General features: G+C 64.1%; 16 protein-coding genes. 7 read left to right on the top strand and 9 right to left on the bottom strand.

What is annotated here, in order from left to right; all coding sequences use genetic code 11:
* Window positions 1-29: 29 nt before the first annotated feature.
* The 5 genes from KI611_RS01550 (at window position 30) to KI611_RS01570 (ending at window position 4,153) form a co-directional block, all read left to right on the top strand.
* Window positions 30-857 (top strand): ABC transporter ATP-binding protein, encoded by an 828-nt coding sequence (locus KI611_RS01550; protein ID WP_226418084.1) that lies wholly within the window; start codon window positions 30-32, stop codon window positions 855-857.
* Window positions 854-2,083 (top strand): phenylacetate--CoA ligase family protein, encoded by a 1,230-nt coding sequence (locus tag KI611_RS01555; RefSeq protein ID WP_226418085.1) that lies wholly within the window; start codon window positions 854-856, stop codon window positions 2,081-2,083. Before KI611_RS01550 ends, KI611_RS01555 begins: the two co-directional genes overlap by 4 nt.
* Window positions 2,084-2,096: 13 nt before the next feature.
* Window positions 2,097-2,597, top strand: coding sequence for a hypothetical protein (locus tag KI611_RS01560; RefSeq protein ID WP_226418086.1), 501 nt, complete (start codon window positions 2,097-2,099; stop codon window positions 2,595-2,597).
* Window positions 2,594-3,751: a CaiB/BaiF CoA transferase family protein gene (locus KI611_RS01565; protein ID WP_226418087.1), complete on the top strand. Its 1,158-nt coding sequence runs from the start codon at window positions 2,594-2,596 to the stop codon at window positions 3,749-3,751. The genes KI611_RS01560 and KI611_RS01565 overlap by 4 nt, the downstream gene beginning before the upstream one ends.
* A 180-nt stretch (window positions 3,752-3,931) precedes the next feature.
* Window positions 3,932-4,153, top strand: coding sequence for a hypothetical protein (locus KI611_RS01570; protein WP_226418088.1), 222 nt, complete (start codon window positions 3,932-3,934; stop codon window positions 4,151-4,153).
* 11 nt (window positions 4,154-4,164) lie between these two features.
* Here the strand turns inward: KI611_RS01570 and KI611_RS01575 are convergent, their stop codons facing one another.
* Together KI611_RS01575 and KI611_RS01580 are read right to left on the bottom strand one after the other, a co-directional pair.
* Window positions 4,165-5,028 carry an SPFH domain-containing protein gene (locus tag KI611_RS01575; RefSeq protein WP_413463998.1) on the bottom strand — a complete coding sequence of 288 codons (864 nt, stop codon included), beginning with the start codon at window positions 5,026-5,028 and terminating at the stop codon, window positions 4,165-4,167.
* Window positions 5,029-5,040: 12 nt separating this feature from the next.
* A complete protein-coding gene (locus KI611_RS01580) occupies window positions 5,041-5,481 on the bottom strand; it encodes an NfeD family protein (RefSeq protein WP_226418089.1) in 441 nt (146 codons plus the stop codon).
* A 108-nt stretch (window positions 5,482-5,589) separates the two neighbouring features.
* Between KI611_RS01580 and KI611_RS01585 the strand changes: the two genes are divergently transcribed.
* Entirely contained in the window at window positions 5,590-6,489 is a 900-nt protein-coding gene (locus KI611_RS01585; RefSeq protein ID WP_226418090.1) for an AEC family transporter, read from the top strand.
* Here KI611_RS01585 and KI611_RS01590 read toward each other — a convergent pair whose 3' ends face one another.
* A complete protein-coding gene (locus KI611_RS01590; RefSeq protein WP_226418091.1) occupies window positions 6,490-6,942 on the bottom strand; it encodes a PhaM family polyhydroxyalkanoate granule multifunctional regulatory protein in 453 nt (150 codons plus the stop codon).
* Between the two features lie 142 nt (window positions 6,943-7,084).
* Between KI611_RS01590 and KI611_RS01595 the strand changes: the two genes are divergently transcribed.
* Window positions 7,085-7,747, top strand: a complete 663-nt coding sequence (locus tag KI611_RS01595) for a response regulator transcription factor (protein WP_226418092.1) — start codon at window positions 7,085-7,087, stop codon at window positions 7,745-7,747.
* Here the strand turns inward: KI611_RS01595 and KI611_RS01600 are convergent.
* The 6 genes from KI611_RS01600 to KI611_RS01625 all read right to left on the bottom strand — a co-directional run bounded on the left by KI611_RS01600 (window position 7,717) and on the right by KI611_RS01625 (window position 18,781).
* Window positions 7,717-9,807, bottom strand: a complete 2,091-nt coding sequence (locus KI611_RS01600; protein ID WP_226418093.1) for an ATP-binding protein — start codon at window positions 9,805-9,807, stop codon at window positions 7,717-7,719. The two genes, KI611_RS01595 and KI611_RS01600, sit on opposite strands and share 31 nt — an antisense overlap.
* A 6-nt stretch (window positions 9,808-9,813) precedes the next feature.
* Window positions 9,814-10,563: a class I SAM-dependent methyltransferase gene (locus tag KI611_RS01605; protein ID WP_226418094.1), complete on the bottom strand. Its 750-nt coding sequence runs from the start codon at window positions 10,561-10,563 to the stop codon at window positions 9,814-9,816.
* 7 nt (window positions 10,564-10,570) lie between these two features.
* Entirely contained in the window at window positions 10,571-14,062 is a 3,492-nt protein-coding gene (locus tag KI611_RS01610; protein ID WP_226418095.1) for an indolepyruvate ferredoxin oxidoreductase family protein, read from the bottom strand.
* Window positions 14,063-14,180: 118 nt separating this feature from the next.
* Window positions 14,181-16,046, bottom strand: a complete 1,866-nt coding sequence (locus tag KI611_RS01615; protein WP_226418096.1) for a hybrid sensor histidine kinase/response regulator — start codon at window positions 16,044-16,046, stop codon at window positions 14,181-14,183.
* Between the two features lie 51 nt (window positions 16,047-16,097).
* Window positions 16,098-17,489, bottom strand: a complete 1,392-nt coding sequence (locus tag KI611_RS01620; RefSeq protein WP_226418097.1) for an FAD-binding oxidoreductase — start codon at window positions 17,487-17,489, stop codon at window positions 16,098-16,100.
* Window positions 17,486-18,781, bottom strand: a complete 1,296-nt coding sequence (locus KI611_RS01625) for a GNAT family N-acetyltransferase (protein WP_226418098.1) — start codon at window positions 18,779-18,781, stop codon at window positions 17,486-17,488. Before KI611_RS01625 ends, KI611_RS01620 begins: the two co-directional genes overlap by 4 nt.
* Between the last annotated feature and the right edge of the window lie 82 nt (window positions 18,782-18,863).

The raw sequence follows: 18,863 nt of genomic DNA on the forward strand, positions 1-18,863 counted from the left end.
ACTAGCGACTAGCAACTAAAAGGAATCCCATGACTGCACAAACCACTACCGCTACCGACCACTACCTCGCCATCAACAACATCGAGGTCATCTACGACCACGTGATCCTGGTTCTCAAGGGCGTGTCGCTGCACGTGCCGAAAGGCAAGATTGTCGCGTTGCTCGGCGCCAACGGCGCCGGCAAATCGACGACGCTGAAAGCGATTTCCAATCTGTTGCGCGCCGAACGCGGCGATGTCACCAAGGGCTCGGTCGAATACAAGGGCAATCGCATCGACCAACTGACCCCGAACGAACTGGTCAAGCGCGGCGTCATCCAGGTGATGGAAGGGCGGCATTGCTTCGGCCACCTGAGCATCGAGGAAAACCTGCTGACCGGCGCCTACACCCGCTCGATTTCGCGCGGCGAACTGAAGGACAGCCTCGACAAGGTCTATCACTACTTCCCGCGCCTGAAGACGCGGCGCAGCTCGCAGGCCGGTTACACCTCGGGCGGCGAGCAGCAGATGTGCGCCATCGGCCGGGCCTTGATGGCCAAGCCGGAAATGATCCTGCTCGACGAGCCGTCGATGGGGCTGGCGCCGCAGATCGTCGAAGAGATTTTCGAGATCGTCAAGGATCTGAACAGCCGCGAGAACGTCAGTTTCCTGCTGGCCGAACAGAACACCATGGTCGCGCTGAAATACGCCGACTTCGGCTACATCCTGGAAAACGGCCGGGTGGTCATGGAAGGCGATGCCGAAGGACTGCGCACCAACGAGGACGTCAAGGAGTTCTACCTTGGCCTGTCGTCGGCCGGGCGCAAGTCATTTAAAGATGTGAAGCACTACCGTCGCAGAAAGCGCTGGTTATCATGAGCTATTACGATCCGCTGGAAACCCGCGATCCGGACGAGCGCGAAGAAGACCTGATGGACAAGCTGGCCCGTCAGGTGGCGCATGCCAAGGAAACGACCCATTACTATTTCCAGGCGCTGGCCGGGGTCAATCCGTTCGAGTGCGTGACGCGCGAGGCGCTGGCCAAACTGCCGCTGACCCGCAAGCGCGATCTGATCGAATTGCAGAAGAAGACGCCGCCGTTCGGCGGTCTCAATTCGCTGCCGCGCCACAAGGCCAAGCGCGTTTTTTCGTCGCCCGGGCCGATCTACGAATTGCAGGGCAAGGACATGGATCCCTGGCGCATGGCCCGCGTGCTTTATGCGGCTGGCTTTCGTAACGGCGACCTGATTCACAACTGCTTTTCCTATCACTTCACGCCGGGCGCCTTTCTGATGGAGGGCGGGGCACGCAAGCTCGGCTGTGCGGTGTTTCCCGGCGGCGTCGGGCAGACCGAGCAGCAGGTGCAGGCGATGGTCGACCTGAAGCCGGACGGCTATGTCGGCACGCCGTCCTTTTTGCGCATCATTGTCGAAAAAGCCGAGGAAATCGGCGCCGACATCAGTTCGCTGAGCAAGGCCTGCGTCTCGGGCGAAGCCTTGCCCGGGGTCACCCGGAGCTGGCTCAACGAACGCGGCATCAGCGTCCGCCAGTGTTACGCCACGGCCGACATCGGGGCGATCGCCTATGAAACCGAAGCCGAGGCCGGGCTGGTCGTCGAGGAGGAGTTGCTGCTCGAAATCGTTCGTCCCGGTACCGGCGACCCGGTCGCCGAGGGCGAGGTCGGCGAAGTGGTAGTCACCACCTTCAACCCTGATTACCCGCTGATCCGCTTCGCCACCGGCGATCTTTCCGCCATCCTGCCCGGCCGTTCGCCGTGCGGGCGCAGCAATATCCGGCTGAAAGGCTGGCTCGGCCGGGCCGACCAGACGACCAAGATCAAGGGCATGTTCGTGCATCCCGAGCAGGTCGCCGACATCGCCCGGCGTCATCCGGAAATTCATCGCATGCGCCTGGTCGTCGATAATCCGGGCGGCCAGGATCGGATGGTGCTGCATTGCGAAATCGAAGCCGGTGGCGAGGCGCTCGACAAGGCGCTGGTTGCCAGCCTGCGCGAGGTTACCAAGCTGCGTGGCGAGGTGGCTTTTTCGGCGCCCGGGGGCTTGCCCAACGATGGCAAGGTGATCGAAGATAGCCGGGTCTATTAAACCGGCTGTGTTCATGCGAAATCTTCTTGTGCTGCTGGCCCTGCTGGCGACCCCGGCGCTGGCCGCCGAGCCGGCGCTTCGTCCGTCGGCCCGGCTGCTCTTCAAGCAGCCGGAATTGCTGCAGGCGGGTGCCTGCGTGGTCTATCAAGAGGGGGGCAGCGGCTGGGTCGTCACCGACCCGGTCTATTATCTGAAGGGGCAGGTCATCGACACCGAAGTACAGACCCGCCATCTCGGCCACTGCCCGACGGTGCCGGGCAAGAATATCGAGCAATATAGCCGGGCCGAATTCAATCGCCAGGCGCTGGCCTATCCCTGTGTGGCGGCAACGCAGCCGGAACGCGATGAACAGATCGGCATGGTTCGCCTGCGCGTCACCGAGTGGGAAACGCCGCATGGTGTGAAAGCGGCCAATGCCGGGCGTCTCTATCGCGGCATGTTCATCGACCGGCGGCTGGAAAAAGGCATGGAGATCGAACTGGAAGCCGATCTCCTCGGCGTCTGCGACAAATGAGCCGGCCGGGACCGCTGGCCGGCATCCGCATTCTCGACCTGACCCGCCTGCTGCCGGGGCCGGTGGCCACCTTGCATCTCGCCGACCTCGGCGCCGAAGTGATCAAGATCGAGGATCCGCAGGTCGGTGACTATGCCCGGACGCTGGGCACTGGCCAGGGTGAGGACAGCGCCTATTTCCGGATGATCAACCGCAACAAGCAGGGCCTGCGGCTGGATTTGAAGAAGCCGGAAGGCGTCGACATCTTCCTGCGGCTGGCCGGCACGGTCGATGTCATCGTCGAAAGCTTTCGACCCGGCGTCATGGACAAGCTCGGCATCGGCTATGCGACGGTAGCGGCGCTCAATCCGAAAATCGCCTACTGCTCGATCAGCGGCTACGGCCAGGACGGCCCGTACCGTGATCTCGCCGGCCATGACATCAACTACCTCGGCTACGCCGGGGTACTCGACCAGATCGGCAGCGAAGGCGATCAGCCGGCGATTCCCAATTTCCAGATCGCCGACCTGCTGGGCGGCGCGCTGACTGCCGCCATGGGCATTCTCGCCGCCGTGCTCGAAGCGCAGCGGACCGGGCAGGGCCGCTACATCGACGTATCGATGACCGACAGCGTGCTGGCCCACACCTATTTCACCATGCTCCGGCTGAACGACGCCGGCCAATCGGCGCCGCGCGGCACCGACATGCTGACCGGCGGCCTGCCTTGTTACGCCACCTATCGCTGCGCCGACGGCAAATACATGGCGGTCGGCGCCCTCGAAGGCAAATTCTGGGCGATCTGCTGCAAAGTGCTGGCCCGCCCGGACTGGGTCGCCCGGCAGTGGGATGCCAGCCTGCGCAGCGAGATGGCGAGCGTTTTTGCCGGCCAGCCGCGCGATGCATGGGCCGCTCGCTTTGCGACGGCGGACTGTTGCGTTACGCCGGTGTTGACGCCGGAAGAGGCGCTCGACAACGAACAGATCGCGGCGCGTGGCATGGTCGTCAAAAGCGATGGCCTGACCCAGTTCGCCCCGCCGCTGAAAATGGCGGATTTCCAGTTCGCGGTGCGCCAGCCCGCCCCGAAAAGCGGTGAGCACAACACCGCCATCCTCCTCGCCGCCGGCTATTCGCCGGAGCAGATCGAACGTCTGACGGTGAGCGGCGCCCTCGGCTGAACACCCGGTCGCCCCGGTAATCGAGGGCAAAACGAAGCGGCTGACCCCCTGTAGGTCGTCCCCGACAGGTTCCAGCGTGATCGCCTACATCGCCGAAGCGACCGGCCGCTAGCGTTTTCCCGAAGGGCCGTTAGCCTATGGCTTTGGCCAGATTCGATGTCCGGGGGGCTGATGTCAGCAATGAAACGGTCTGGGCCGCCAAGCCTGAATCGGCGCCGATTGCAGGAGCGGCGGCTGCTTGAGCTCGGCCCGCCGTATGGCTGGCGCGAGCGTCGGCTGAAGGTTGAACGGCGCCTGCCGGCAGTTGAAGAGAATGTGCTATCCCATAGCGAGTGGCTGGGCCACTATGTCGCTTTCATCGCCCGTCGGCGGGCCAGGAAAGCGCCGCCGGACCAGCGTTGAGGGTCGTCCGCTCAGCCCTTGCTGCGTCCGAACAGGCCGCGTACCGCCTCCTGCAGATCGGCCGGCAGCACGATGACCTTGGCGTTGTCCTTCTCGCCCATGCGCTCCAGCGCAGCGATGTACTTTTCGCCGAGCATGTAGGACATCGGTCCGGTCTGCTCGCCGATCGCCGCGGTGATGCGGCGGATGGCCTCGGCCGAGGCTTCGGCCAGCATGACCTGGGCGTTGGCATCGCGTTTGGCCGATTCGAGTCGCGCTTCGGCTTCGAGAATGGCCGACTGCTTGGCGCCTTCCGAGCGGGTAACCACCGCTTTTCGTTCGCGTTCGGCCGCCGCCTGCATCTCCATGGCTTTCTGCATCGACTGCGACGGCTTGATGTCCTGGATCTCCACCGATTTGACCGTCAAGCCCCAGTCCACCGCCTCGTCGGCGATGCTCTCGCGCAGCCGGGCCTTGATCTTGTCGCGCGAGGAGAGCGCCTCGTCGAGTTCCATTTCGCCGACGATGGAGCGCAGCGTGGTCATGATCAGGTTACGGATCGCTTCCGAGAAATCGGTCACGCCATAGACCGCCTTGACCGGGTCGGTGACCTTGATGAAGGCGATGGCATTGGTCAGGATCACCGCGTTGTCGCGGGTGATCACTTCCTGTTCCTGGACGTCGAGGATGATGTCCTTGGTGACCAGCTGGTAGGCCACCTTGTCGAGGTAGGGGATGACGATGTTGAGACCGGGCTTCAGCGTGCCGTGGTATTTGCCGAGCCGCTCGACGATCCATTCCTCGCCCTGCGGCACGATACGGACGCCCTTGGCGATGGTCACCACGACAAAGACGAGGATGGCCAGGGTGACCATGAAACCAGCATTCATATCCATTTTTCGACCTTTCTAAGCCTTGCCTATCTTCAGGAAACTGCCTTCCACCGCGATGACCTTGACCCGCTCGCCGGCCGCGATCGCCGTATCGGACAGGCACACCCATTCCTCGGCGCCGAGCACCGGCCGTTGAAAACGCACCTTGCCCCGTTCGAAGGGGGCGACGGCGCTGACCAGCAGGCCGATTTCCCCGATGACTTCGCCATCGGCCGTGCCGATCCGCGTCCGTTGAAAACTCTGCTTGAAAACCCGGAACCACAGCCAGACCATGGCCAGTGAGGCGACCGTCCAGGTCGCCAGCTGAGCCGTCAGGGACAGTTCGAAAGCCAGTGCCAGCAGGCCGACGAGCAGCGCGCCCAAACCGAACCAGACAACGAAAAACGAGAGAATGACCAATTCGGCGAGAACCAGCGCAATGCCGCCGACGACCCAGTGCCACCATTCGGGATTCATATATTTCTCCTAGCTGCAAAGCAGTATTTCGGGTTTGCCAGGCCCGGTCAAGCCGGCTTGCGGCTTTCCACAGTTGGGCGCCGGCGGCGCAGCGCCTAAAATGTGCCGATGAGCACCGCCCTTCTCCTTTTTCCCGACTTCGCGCTGATCCTGCTCGGGGCGGCCATCCGGCGCTGGATGCATCTCGGCGACCATTTCTGGAACGGCGTCGAGAAGTTGGTCTATTTCATTCTGTTTCCGGCCCTGCTGATCAACGCCATCATCAAGACGCGGCTCGATCTCGGCGCCGCGATGCCGCTGCTGCTCACGGCATTCGCCGCGATGCTCGGCGGCATGGCTCTCGGCATCGTGCCCAAACTGTTCAGCCGCTTGCCGGCGCTGACCTATGCCTCGCTGTTCCAGTGCGGCTATCGCTTCAATTCCTACATCGCGCTGGCCGTCGCCGGCATGTTGTACGGTTCGCCCGGCATCGCCACGATGGGCCTGATCGTCGGCGCCGCCGTGCCGGTGGCCAATCTGGTCTCGGTGTGGATGCTGGCGCGCCATGGCGAAGTCGGCCTGTGGCGCGAGGTGGCGCGCAATCCGTTGATCTGGGGAACGGCCACCGGGTTCTTGCTGAATCTGTCGGGTTTCGTGCCGCCGGCCCCGCTGCAGGCCTTTCTCGGTCGTCTGGCCGATGCCTCGATTGCGCTTGGCCTGATTACCGTCGGTGCCGCACTGCGGCTGGACAGCTTGCCCGGGGTCCGGGGACTTTCATTGTGGCTGCTCGGCGTCAAGCTGCTGGCCCTGCCGTTGATTGCCCTGACGGTTGGCGCGCAACTCGGCTTGAGCGGTCTCAATTATCAGGTGGTGGTGCTGTTCGCCGCCTTGCCGACGGCGTCGTCGGCCTACATCCTGGCGATGCGCATGGGCGGTGACGGGCGCAGCGTGGCCTGGCTGATCTCGGCGACGACGCTGGGTTCGATGCTCACGCTGCCGCTCTGGGCAGCGTGGCTGGCCGGCCGCTGACTACTTCTTGCGGCTGCCCGACAGCTCTTCGGCCTTGCTCTCGGCACTGGCCTGAGCGGCGGCATCGGCGGTTTGCTGCATTTGTTCGCGCATCTGCTGCATCATCTGCCACGGCCACATCGCCGCTTCGGAAAAGGCACTTTGCGCCGGATCGGCCGGTGCAGCCTCTTCGGCCGCCGCCGGATTGATCGACTTGGCGGCATCGACGGCCATCTTGCTCATGGTCTGCACGGTCGATACCGTGGTGCGCTGCATTTCCAGACCCTGGATGGTCATTTGCAGCATCGAGAGGTTCATCCGCAACCAGCCTTCGACGGCCTTCATATCCTTGATGCGCTTGTCGAGTTCTTCCAGATCGAATGTCGGCGCGACCATGCCCGGCAACGTGAAACCCATCCTGCCCCACATGTTGCGCATGAAATTAAGGGGATCTTGTGCTTGGTTGTCGGACATTTGTCTCTCCTTCTTATTAGCGTAAAAACATCTTAAACCACTTTTTGGAGGGTGTTCGCGGTAATTGGTTCCAGCTTGCAATTCGCATGAACACGCGATGTGACAAAGTGATAAATTAGCGCCCGTTAATAGGGGGGAACGTATGCTCAGGTTGCTGGTGGTTGAAGATCACGCACTGGTGCGCGAAGGCTTGGTACGTCTGCTCGGGCAGATCGAGAAGGAGGTCGCGGTGTTTGAAAGCGCGGATTTCGAATCGGCGCTTTCGGTGCTCGACGAAGAAGGCGAGTTCGATCTGGTGCTGCTCGATCTGGCGCTGCCCGGCATCGATGGCTTTGCCGGTCTGGATATTTTGCGCCGCCGTCACCCGGCGATGCCGGTCGCCGTCGTCTCGGCTTTCGACGATACGCCGACCGTTACCCGGGTGCTCAATCTCGGTGCCTCCGGGTTCATTCCCAAGGCATTTTCCGGCGAGGCGCTGCTGGCGGCGGTCCGCGAAGTGCTGGCCGGCAACATCTTCCGGCCGAGCGGCCAGCAGGGGGCGCGTCTCGACGATGCGACGCCGGTGCCGCCGTCGAAGTTCGGCGTCAAACCCGAGGAAGTCGGGCTGACCGACCGGCAGGCCCAGGTGCTGGCGCTGATGGTGCGCGGCCTGTCGAATCGCGATATTGCCGATCAGCTCGAACTCTCCGAGGGGACCGTCAAAATTCATGCAACTGCCGTCTTCAAGGCGCTCGGCGTCGGTAGCCGGACCCAGGCGCTGGTTGCCGTTTCCCGTTACGGCATCGATTTCGGCAACGTTTTCTGAAGCTGGTTGAGCAGCGCCCGCAGCTTGGCCGGCCTGACCGGGGTCGGCAGCGCGTGGGCCCCGGCCGGCAGCGCCTGACCGACCGCGCCGGTCAGGACGATCAGCGGGGCGCCGGGCGATAGTTCGGCACTGACCTCGCCGGCCAGTCCGGCATCGACAATCAGCACGGCGTCCTGCGGTGGCCGCTGGCGCGCCGTGCCATCTTCCGAAGTGACCCCGAAATTCCAGCTTTCGACCAGTTTCAGCCCGGCGAGCAACTCGTCGGAGTTGCCGATGAAGTGCGCCTTGCCGATCGATGGCGGGCGATTTTCCGGCCGGTTGTACTCGGCGGGATCGCTGACCGGAACGAGTAGCGCGAAAGTCGTGCCTTCGCCGAGCCGTGAGCGGAGGCTGACCTTGACGTCGAGCGCGCGGGCCAGCCGGTCGATGATCGATAGCCCGAGACCGAGGCCCTTGTTCTGCTCCCGGGCCGGATTGCCGACCTGGTAAAACTCGGCAAAAATCGCCGCCTGATGTTCGGGGGCGATGCCGACGCCGCTGTCGCGCACTTCGATCTGAACGTAGTTGCCGCGCGGCCGGGCGGCGACGAGGATGCGTCCGCCGGGCGGCGTGTAACGCAGGGAATTGGAAACCAGATTGGCCAGCATCCGTTCGATCATCACCGGGTCGGAGTCCAGCCAGCAGGTGGTCGGCCGGAATCGCAAGCCCAGTTTGCGGTCGGCCGCGGCCCGCCGGAAGGAGTTGTTGAGGCGCTCGAACATCGGGCCGAGGGCGAACGGCCGGATGTCCGGCTTGATGCCGGCGACATCGAGCCGGGAAATGTCGAGCAGCGAATCGAGCAGCTCGCTGAGCACGCTGGTCGAGGTGGCGATTTGCTCGGCCAGGCGCGGCAGGTCCTGCTGGCCGCCGTCGCGCACCTGGCGCTGGAGGTCAGCGGCAAACAGCGAAAGGGCGTGCAGCGGTTGCCGCAGGTCGTGGCTGGCGGCGGCCAGAAAGCGGCTTTTCGCCTTGTTGGCACGCTCCGCCGCATCCTTTTGCCCGGCCAGTTCGAGGGTTGCGGTGCGCACGCGCTCTTCAAGATTTTCATGGCTGGCCGCCAGTTGTTCGGTCATCGCCGACATTTCGCGCAGCTGACGGCGGACCAGCAGGGCGCCGACGAGCAGCACGACGCTGACCAGCAGGCCGACCGTGCCGAGTTCGAGCAGACGGCTGCGCCAGTTGGCGAGCAAGGTGTTTTCCGGGATGGCTGTCAGGATGCGCAGGTCGGAAAAGCCGGGGACCGGCGAGACCGAGATGAGCAAGCCATTGCCGTTGGCCAGGCCGGTTTGCGGCACCAGGTCGCGCAGCATACCGTCGAACAGGACTTCGGTCGCCTGGCCGCCGAGCAGCGGCGATTGCCGGCTCAGATCGGTCGGCCGGCAGGAGCCGACGATCTGTCCCTTGCCGTTGATCAGGACCGCTTCGAAATCGTCGGACAGCCGGTTCGACCAGCAGAAATCCTGCAGATAGGCCGGCTCGATCGCGGCAAAGGTGGCACCGCTGAACCGTCCGTCGCTGCCGACGATGCGACGGGCGATGGCGTAGGTGTAGCGGCCGGAATTGCGGCCGATGTAGGGGCCGAAGGAGGAGGCATCGGCACCGTTTTCGAGTGCCACGAAATAGGGCCGGTCCTTGACGTTGATGTGCGGCGGCGGAAAGTAGGTGGAAATGAAACGCTGGTTGCCGTAGCGGTCGAAGATGATCAGGTCGCGCAGTTGCGGCATGGCGCGGGAATGCCGCTGGGCGACGTATTCCCAGCCCTGGCTCGCTTCCCAGCTTTCCCAGTCGCGCCGGTTGTGGGAAAGGTCGGTGGCCATCTCGCGCAGCAGAACGTCGACGGCTTCGAAGGTCCGCGCCGTATGTTCGGCCATCATGATGCCGAAATGCTGCAGGCGGCGCTCGCCGGCTTCAAAGTCCCGGTGGCGGGCGAGCAGCAGGTCGGTGAGGAAGACGCCAAGCACGGTCAGGGTGCTGATCAGCGCGATGAACAGGGCGAGGGTTTCCGGTTTTTTCCGAAACATCGGCGCTCAGATCTGGTAGCAGTACAGCGGCCTGGGCGGCGTGCAGTCGACCTCGATGACCTGACTCGGAACCTCGCCGGGTACCGGGAAAGAGTTGCTGATGAACAGGCTGCCCGGCTGCATTTCGGCCTTCGCCTTCTGCCATAGCGCGGGCATCGGGACCGGCGAGAGGAAGGCATAGACGACGTCGAATTCGCCGAGCGGCGCCTGCCAGAGATCGTCCCAGCGCCAGCGGATGTTCGGCCGGCCGAGACTGAGCAGACGGCCGACCAGCCAGGTCAGCGGGGCGTTCTCGTAACCGGTGAAATGGCTGTCCGGCAGCAGGTCGGCGAGGGGCACCGTGGTGCTGCCGACACCGGCCCCGAGGTCGAGAAAGCGCGACGGGCCGCGTTCGCCGAGCAGTTTGGCGAGTTCGGCGACGGTTGCCTTGTTCGACAGGTAGAGCGGGACTTGCCCGGACAGGGCGCCGCGATAGACGAGAAGGAGCAGCACGAAGGCGAGCAGGAACCAGCTGGGGTCGATGGCCAGCGTGTTGGTTGCCCAGACCAGCGGCATGAAGGTGAGGTGAATCAGGCGCCACCACCACGGTTGGCGGGACAGCGTGGCGAACAGCAGGGCGACGCCGCCGATGGCCAGGCTGGTTTCCAGCCACGGCATGGCCTGGGCCGTCCAGCCGAAATAGGGCCAGGCGAGGGATAAAACAAGAATGACAGCCGCCCCTTGCAGGGCCAGCTGTCGAGTGGGGGTCGCGGACATGCCGCGATTATGCCACCAGTGCGGCCCTTGCCGATTCCCTTGCTGCGCCGGCCTGTGCTGCCGCCTGGCTGCGGACCGGGCCAAAGCCGCGGACCTCGGCCGGCCAGCTGGCCAGATCGATCGCCTTTGGCAGCGGTCCGGGGTGGCCGATGATCAGGTCGAGATCGGCTTCGTATTCGGCCAGCAGTTGCCGGTCGACGGCTTTTTCCGGGGTGAAACGGAACGGATCGAGCCAGCTGCCGCGGATCGACCGCGCTTTGGCCAGCCATTTCAGGGCGCCGAGCAGCCACGGGCCGATGCTTACTTTCTTCGGCCGCCCGTCCGGCCCGGGCTTGGCCAGCCACGTCGGGGCGAGATGGAAGACCAGGCGAACGTCGCCGTCGAAGCGCTCGCCGAGGCGGCCGAGGAAATCGGTTTCGGCATACAGCCGGGCCACCTCGTATTCGTCCTTGGGGGCGAGCAGGCGGGCGTACTGGATGGCGACGGCCCGGCTCAGCGCCTCGTCGCCGAGAGCGCGGACCTGGCTCAGGCGAGCCAGGTAGCGCTCGGCCAGGGCGGCATCCTGATAGGCCGTCAGGTGCGCGGTCCGGCTGGCGATCAGTTCGTCCAGCGTGCTTTCGGGCGGCCGGGCGCCGGCCAGCGGCCCGGCGATTTCCGCCACCTTTTCGGGCTCGACCGCTGCCCGCCGGCCCCAGGCGAAGGCCTGTCGGTTGGCCGTGACGGCGGTTCCGTTCAATTCGATGGCGCGCTCGAGCGCCGCGGCGGAAACCGGGACCAGCCCCTTTTGCCAGGCGTAACCGAGGAGCAGCATGTTGGCGTAGAGGGCATCGCCCATCAGCTGGGTGGCGAGGTGCTGGGTGTCGAGAAATTCGACATGGTCGCGCCCCAGCGTGTCGATCAGGCTTTGCTCCATGCCGCCGCGCGGGAAGTGCCAGTCGCGGTTGCGCGTAAAGTCGGCGGTCGGCGTTGCGGTGCAGCTGACGACGGCGCGGGTCCGCCCTTCGAGCATTTTCGCCAGGGCTTCGGCGCCGGCGCTGACCACCAGGTCGCCGCCGAGCAAGGCATGCGCTTCGCCGGTGGCGATCCGCGCGGCGTGGATGTCTTCCGGCCGGTCGGCAATGCGCAGGTGCGAGAAGACGGCGCCGTATTTCTGCGCCAGCCCGGTCATGTCGAGGGTGGAAATGCCCTTGCCGTCGAGGTGGGCGGCCATGCCGATCAAGGCGCCGAGCGTGATGACGCCCATGCCGCCAACGCCGGTGATCAGCAGGTTGTAGGGCCGGGCGGTGTCCGGCAGTTGCGGCTCGGGCAAGGCCGGCCACAACGCGCTGCCGGGCGCCGCCGCAACATCGAGACCGCCGGCCGGGCGGGCTGCATTGCCTTTTTTCAGCCGGCCGCCTTCGACGGTGACGAAGCTCGGGCAAAAGCCCTTGAGGCACGAGAAGTCCTGATTGCAGGCCGACTGGTCGATCTGCCGCTTGGTGCCGAAGGGCGTTTCGAGCGGTACCACGGAGAGGCAGTTGGATTGCACCGAGCAGTCGCCGCAGCCTTCGCAGACGGCTTCGTTGATGAAGACGCGGCGGCTGGTCGGTGGCAATTTGCCGCGTTTTTTGCGCCGGCGCGATTCGGTGGCACACAGCTGGTCGTAGATCAGGACAGTGACGCCCGGCTCCTCGCGCAATTCACGCTGCACCAGATCGAGCTCGTCGCGGTGGCGGATCGGGACATGCGGCGCGAGGTCGGTGACTTCGGCATACTTGTCCGGCTCGTTGGTGACGATGACCATCTTCGCGACGCCTTCGGCTTCGAGCTGACGCGTCATCCGGGCGATGCTCAGTACGCCGTCGACCGGTTGGCCGCCGGTCATCGCCACGGCGTCGTTGTAGAGAATTTTGTAGGTGATGGCGACCTTGGCGGCGATCGCCTGGCGGATGGCGAGCAGGCCGGAGTGGAAATAGGTGCCGTCGCCGAGGTTGGCGAAGATATGCTTTTCGGTGGTGAACGGCGCCTGGCCGACCCAGGGCACGCCTTCGCCGCCCATGTGGGTGAAGGTCGAGGTGTTGCGGTCCATCCACGTCACCATGTAGTGGCAGCCGATGCCGGCGACGGCGCGCGAGCCTTCCGGCAGGCGGGTCGAACTGTTGTGCGGGCAGCCTGAGCAGAAATGCGGCTTGCGCTCGGCGAGAATGAGCGGCATCTGTGCCGCCTTCTGCTTGGCTTCGATGACCTGCAGGCGGGCGGCGATGGTCGGCGAGGTGAAGAAGCGGCCGATCCGTTCGGCGATCACCCGGGCGATGCTGGCCACCGGCAGTTCGCCGGTCGCCGGCAGCAGCCAGTCGCCGTGCGGCAGCGACCATTCGCCTTTTTCGTCGAACTTGCCGACGATGCGCGGCCGGACGTCGTCTTTCCAGTTGTACAGCTCTTCCTTGAGCTGGTATTCGAGCAACTGGCGTTTTTCCTCGACGACGAGAATTTCTTCCAGACCTTCGGCAAAGTGCCGCACGCCTTCCGGCTCGAGCGGCCAGACCATGCCAACCTTGAACAGCCGGATGCCGATCTCAGCGGCCAGCGCCTCGTCGATGCCGAGTTCGTCGAGCGCCTGGCGGACGTCGAGATAGCTCTTGCCGGCGGTCAGAATGCCGAGGCGCGGATTGGGCGAATCGATGATCACCCGGTTCAGCTTGTTGGCCCGGGCATAAGCCAGGGCGGCGTAGAGCTTGTGGTTGAGCAGGCGGGCTTCCTGGACCAGCGGCGGATCGGGCCAGCGGATGTTGAGGCCGTCGGGCGGCAACGCGAAATCGGTCGGCAAGACGATTTCCAGCGCCGCCGGATCGATCAGCACCGAAGCCGATGTCTCGACGGTGTCGGCCAGTGCCTTGAAGGCCACCCAGCAGCCGGAGTAGCGGCTCATCGCCCAGCCGTGCAGGCCGTAATCGAGGTATTCCTGGACGTTGGCCGGGTAGAGCACCGGCATCAGCACCGCCTTGAAGATGTGTTCGGTCTGGTGCGGCAGCGTCGATGACTTGGCGGCATGGTCGTCGCCGGCAATGACCAGGACGCCGCCATGCGGCGCCGTACCGGCGGCGTTGGCGTGGCGGAAGACGTCGCCGCTGCGGTCGACGCCCGGCCCCTTGCCGTACCACATGGCGAAGACGCCTTCGTAGCGGGCGTCGGGAAACAGGCCGACCTGCTGGCTGCCCCAGACGGCGGTGGCGGCAAGATCCTCGTTGATGCCGGGCTGGAAGGTGATGTGGTGGGCGGCGAGATGCTGCTTGGCTTTCCACAGGCCGAGATCGAGATTGCCGAGCGGGCTGCCGCGATAACCGGAGATGAAGCCGGCGGTATTCAGGCCGGCTGCCAGATCGCGTTCGCGCTGCAGCATCGGCAGCCGGATCAGGGCCTGGGTGCCGGTCAGAAAGACGCGGCCGGAGCTGCGGGTGTATTTCTCGTCCAGCACAGCGGACGGGTCGGCGAGTGGCGCCGGCTGAGCCATGTTGCTCATTTTTGTCTCCTTTATGACGCCTTGTGGGCGCTGTTGAATGGCACCTCGCCGGGGGTGTTGGCGGTGTGCAACCTGGAGGTCGGATTGTCGCGGCCGGAAAACGTTCCGGCAAGCGGATTTATTCGGCGATGCCGAGCGGTAGCGTAAAGCTGAAGGTGCTGCCGACGCCGGCCCGGCTTTGTGCGGTAATTCGCCCGCCCATCAGCTCGACCAACTGGCTGGAGATGGTCAGGCCGAGGCCGGTGCCGCCGTAGTTGCGGGTGGTCGAGCCGTCGGCCTGGGCGAAGGCGTCGAAAATGGTTTCCAGGCGGTCGGCGGCAATGCCGATGCCGGTATCCGCGATGGCGACGGTCAGAGTCAGTCCGCTCGCCGTTTTGGCGGCAAAGCTGACGTCCACGGTAATGCTGCCTTGCGTCGTGAACTTGATGGCGTTACCGATCAGGTTGAGCAGCACCTGACGGATGCGCAGCGGGTCGCCGATCAGTCTTTCCGGCAGCTCGGCGGGCCAGGTGAGCTGCTGGCTCAGGCCTTTTTCGTTGATCAGTGGCGCCATCAGGCGAAGCACTTCGGTGACCAGCGTGCGCAATTCAAAAGGTGTCTGTTCGATATGCAGCTTGCCGGCCTCGATTTTCGAGACATCGAGGATGTCGTTGAGGATGGCCAGCAGGCTTTCCGCCGAGTGCTGGGCAATCCGCAGGTATTCCTGCGTTTCGGCATCGAGCGGGTTCATGCGCGCCAGTTCGATCATGCCGATGACGCCGTTCATCGGCGTCCGGATTTCGTGACTCATGTTGGCCAGGAACTCGCTCTTGGCCCGGTTGGCTGTTTCCGCTGCCTCCTTGGCTTCGGCCAGACTGGCCATGATCCGCGAACGCTGCTGTTCGCTGACGGCGAGCGCCAGTTCGGCGTCGTTGCGGGCGGCGAGAAATTCGTTGAAGGCGGCGCCGACGGTACGGATTTCGCTGCTCCCGGTTTCGGCCACCGGCAAGGCCGGCTGCCCAGGCTGCATGCTGGCGGCCCGGGCGCGCATCGCCCGGGCGAGCTGCCCGAGTGGGCGAACGAGGCGGTGCGAGAAGGCCCAGAGCAGCGGGACGATGATCAGCATCAGGGTCGCGGTGATCAGCGCCATGTTGCGCTGGATGCTGGCGATCGGCCGGAAGGCTTCGTCGATGGTGACGACCGAAGCCAGTATCCAGCCGGTCGATTGCAGGCGCTTGAAGGTAAACAAGCCATCCAGGCCGTCGCTGTTCACGCCCTCGATGGTGCCTTCGAAGCCGGCCAGTGCGCGGGCGAGGGCCGGGTTGGTCCGGGCATCCGGGACCGGCTGCATGATCCGCTCGCGATTCGGGTGGGCGATCATCAGGCCTTCGTTGGAGACCAGATAGAAATAGCCCTGCTCGCCGATCTTGCGCGCACCGAGCATGCCGATCAGGTTTGGCTTGTAGAGGTTGAGCACCCCGCCGACGATGGCGACGAGTTCGCCTCGCGCATTGAGAACCGGCGCGGCAAGGACGACGATGGGCTGTTTCGTGGCCCGGCCGAGGACCGGTTGCGAGATTGTCGGCTTCAGCGTCTTGCGGACGTTTTCGATGTAATCCCGGCCCGACATGTCGAGTCCGCGGCGGCCCGCCTTCATCGGCCAGTCGATCAGCAACCTGCCGTTCGCGTCAAAAATATAGAGGTCGTCGAACAGCGTCAGCAGGGCCGATTTGCTCTGCAGGTGGCGTTCCAGCGCTGCGAGGTCGTCCAGCTTGTCGAGCGGCAGCGAACTGGTCGAGTGGGCGAGGACGATCAGCCGTTCTTCGAGCTTGTCGTCGAGGTGGCCGGCCAGTTCGGAAAGAAGCTCGAACTGCCCGGTTTCGATGCGGGCCGCGAGGTCGCCCCGCAGCGCATAGAACTGCCCGAAAGACTGGACGAGGAGCAGCAGCAAGGCAATGGTGATGGCGCCGAGCGTGAGCTTCAGTTTCAGGCTGAGGGATGGCATGAGGCTCGAGTTACAGGGTTGGCGCGCATTGTAAATGCTGGTCCGGGTGCCTCATGCTTGCGGCGGCAGTATTTTCCCCGGATTCATCAGGTTTTTTGGGTCGAGCGCCTGTTTGATCGCCCGCATCACGTCGACCGCCACTTCGCCATGCTCCAGTGGCAGGTATTTGCGTTTGCCGAGGCCGATGCCATGTTCTCCGGTGCACGTGCCTTCCATGGCGATGGCGCGTTCGACGACGCGCTGGCTGATCCAGGCGGCCTCGGCCATTTCCTTGTCGTTGCCGGTATCGACCAGCACGACGAGATGGAAATTGCCGTCGCCGACATGGCCGAACAGCGCAATTGGAATGCCGACCTGGGCAATGTCCTCGTTGGTCGCGGCAATGCATTCGGCGAGGCGGGAGATTGGTACGCAGACATCGGTCGGAAAGCAACGACAGCCGGGCTTCAGTTGCAGGCAGGCGAAATAGGCGTCGTGGCGGGCCTGCCAGAGGCGGCTGCGGTCTTCCGGGTGGGTTGCCCAGGCGAAGTTGGCGCCGCCCAGTTCGTCGGCAATGGCCTGCACGGTTTCCGCCTGTTCGGCGACCGAGGCCGGACTGCCGTGGAATTCGAAAAACAGGGTCGGCGCTTCGCTCAACGTGGTCTTGCTGAACAGGTTGATGGCCTTCAGCGACAGCGCATCGAGCAGTTCGATGCGGGCCACCGGGATGCCGAGCTGGATGGTCTGGATGACCGTCTGGACGGCCGAATCGATATCGGGAAAGGTGCACACGGCAGCCGATATGGCTTCCGGGATCGGGTAGAGCTTGACGGTCAGTTCGGTCATGATGCCCAGCGTGCCTTCCGAGCCGACCAGCAGGCGGGTCAGGTCGTAGCCGGCCGACGACTTGCGGGCGCGGCCGCCGGTCTGCATCACCCGGCCATCGGCCAGCACTGTGGTGGTCGCCATCACGTTGTCGCGCATCGTGCCGTAGCGTACGGCATTGGTGCCGGAGGCGCGGGTCGCCGCCATGCCGCCGAGCGTCGCATCGGCACCGGGGTCGATCGGGAAGAACAGGCCGCTGCCTTTCAGTGCATCGTTCAACTGCTTGCGGGTGACGCCGGCCTGGACCGTTGCATCGCCGTCTTCGGCATGGATGGCGAGAACCTGGTTCATGCTCGAAAGGTCGAGCGAAATGCCGCCCTGCGGTGCCAGGACGTGGCCTTCGACCGAGCTGCCGACGCCGTAGGGGATTACCGGTACGCCGTGTGCGGCGCACAGCTTCAGGGTCAGTACGACTTCGTCGGTGCTTTCCGCCATGACGACGCCGTCCGGTGCCTGCGGGTGATGCACCGATTCGTCGCGACCATGCTGCAGTCGGGTCGACTCGCCACGCGAAAAACGTTGTTGAAAATGTTCGCTAAGCGCGAGGGATAGTGCGTCGGGGAGTGTTGTCTGGGTCACGAGAGGAAACGGGTGGCTTGGTCGAGATCGGAATGAGTATGCCCTTGATAGAGCGCGGTGACGAATTTTCTCCAGACCAGATCCGGTTCGCCGATGCGAAAACCGCTGTAGTGCTTGTCGTCCTGATCGGTACCCTGGACCACCTGGACGGTGAGCCGCGAGACCTCCTGGGCACCAAGCTGGATCACCGCGGTCAGCCAGACTTCGCCCGGGATTTTGCGGCTGGTTCGGGCGCGGAAGCCGTAGCGGGAGACTTCGCTGATTTCGATCGGGATGGCCTTCTCGTCGCCCTGGCTGAGCAGTTGGGCCGGGCATTTGACGGAAAAGCGCTGGTGCCGGCGGATCTTGCTGTCAGCCTGCTTGTCGGGCAGCGGCGGCAGGACCTTGCGATACTCGGGCAGATCGTAGATCAGATGCAGCAGGGTCTTCTTGCGGTCGCTCAACTCGGCAAAGACCGTGGTCCGCTGGTTGAAGAAGTAGTCGATCAGGTCGGGGGTCAGCACCGGATCGTTGGTGGTGAAGAACCGCCGGTGCGGAATCTGGATGTTGGGCAGCGTCGTTTCCAGGAAATAATGATAGAGATTCCGGCGCAACGGTTTGTTGGCGTAAGCCTCGCGCAGGATATCCGGCGCGTGTTTGAGGTCGAGCGTGGCGCCGACGGCGGGGGCGCCATTGACGAAGTCATAGTTCTCGACGACCGTGCTGGTCAGCCGGCGAAAGAAGAGCAGCGACTCGTACATCTCGATGTGGCGCGGGTTGACCGCGATGACCAGATGACGGGTGTCGAAAAACGTCGTGCAGTACTCGTACATGAACTTCATCAGCGGAAACAGGATCGTTCCGCCGGTCCGGCGAAAGCGCGGGTGTACGGCGAGCGCCGAGACCTCGGCGATATTCCCTTCCTTTTTGCGCACATTGGTCAGATCGAAGATGCGCTGCAGCGGAAAACCGATGGCGCTTTCGCGGATCAGCGACAGCGTGCCGACGACCTGATCATTGTATTTGGCGCAGAGGGTCGTCGTCGTCGGCAGGGCGTGGTAAATGGTGACGCGCATGCCGGACGGATCGGGGGTCATGAAGCCGCTGCTGACATAGGCGTCATGCAGCAGCTTGAAGCAGGCTTCAAGCTCTTCGCGCGTTTCGGCAATCTTCAGGACCAAGCGCTGGTTGGGTTCCGGATCGCAGTCGACGAAGGAGCGATAGATGGTATGCCGCTTTCCCTTCGGCAGCAGGGCGAACAGCTTGCGGGCAGCCTGATGGACGAGATTGCGCAGACGGGAATAAGTCGACATCGGCTCCTCTCATTTGGAATTATTGCTGCATTTATAGTAGCACCTTGTTATTGACATGTATTCTGAGGCTCCGCACAATCGT

Origin of the sequence: Dechloromonas denitrificans (assembly GCF_020510685.1) — a bacterium.
In the GTDB taxonomy this organism is placed as follows: domain Bacteria; phylum Pseudomonadota; class Gammaproteobacteria; order Burkholderiales; family Rhodocyclaceae; genus Azonexus; species Azonexus denitrificans_A.

What these genes read in the sequence shown, in the direction of transcription:
- KI611_RS01550 (WP_226418084.1), top strand. Translation starts at nt 30, where the DNA reads ATGACTGCACAAACCACTACCGCTACCGACCACTACCTCGCCATCAAC.
- KI611_RS01570 (WP_226418088.1), top strand. Translation starts at nt 3,932, where the DNA reads ATGAAACGGTCTGGGCCGCCAAGCCTGAATCGGCGCCGATTGCAGGAG.
- KI611_RS01615 (WP_226418096.1), bottom strand. Translation starts at nt 16,046, where the DNA reads ATGCCATCCCTCAGCCTGAAACTGAAGCTCACGCTCGGCGCCATCACC.
- KI611_RS01590 (WP_226418091.1), bottom strand. Translation starts at nt 6,942, where the DNA reads ATGTCCGACAACCAAGCACAAGATCCCCTTAATTTCATGCGCAACATG.
- KI611_RS01560 (WP_226418086.1), top strand. Translation starts at nt 2,097, where the DNA reads ATGCGAAATCTTCTTGTGCTGCTGGCCCTGCTGGCGACCCCGGCGCTG.
- KI611_RS01625 (WP_226418098.1), bottom strand. Translation starts at nt 18,781, where the DNA reads ATGTCGACTTATTCCCGTCTGCGCAATCTCGTCCATCAGGCTGCCCGC.
- KI611_RS01555 (WP_226418085.1), top strand. Translation starts at nt 854, where the DNA reads ATGAGCTATTACGATCCGCTGGAAACCCGCGATCCGGACGAGCGCGAA.
- KI611_RS01580 (WP_226418089.1), bottom strand. Translation starts at nt 5,481, where the DNA reads ATGAATCCCGAATGGTGGCACTGGGTCGTCGGCGGCATTGCGCTGGTT.
- KI611_RS01565 (WP_226418087.1), top strand. Translation starts at nt 2,594, where the DNA reads ATGAGCCGGCCGGGACCGCTGGCCGGCATCCGCATTCTCGACCTGACC.
- KI611_RS01605 (WP_226418094.1), bottom strand. Translation starts at nt 10,563, where the DNA reads ATGTCCGCGACCCCCACTCGACAGCTGGCCCTGCAAGGGGCGGCTGTC.
- KI611_RS01575 (WP_413463998.1), bottom strand. Translation starts at nt 5,028, where the DNA reads ATGGATATGAATGCTGGTTTCATGGTCACCCTGGCCATCCTCGTCTTT.
- KI611_RS01595 (WP_226418092.1), top strand. Translation starts at nt 7,085, where the DNA reads ATGCTCAGGTTGCTGGTGGTTGAAGATCACGCACTGGTGCGCGAAGGC.
- KI611_RS01600 (WP_226418093.1), bottom strand. Translation starts at nt 9,807, where the DNA reads ATGTTTCGGAAAAAACCGGAAACCCTCGCCCTGTTCATCGCGCTGATC.
- KI611_RS01610 (WP_226418095.1), bottom strand. Translation starts at nt 14,062, where the DNA reads ATGAGCAACATGGCTCAGCCGGCGCCACTCGCCGACCCGTCCGCTGTG.
- KI611_RS01585 (WP_226418090.1), top strand. Translation starts at nt 5,590, where the DNA reads ATGAGCACCGCCCTTCTCCTTTTTCCCGACTTCGCGCTGATCCTGCTC.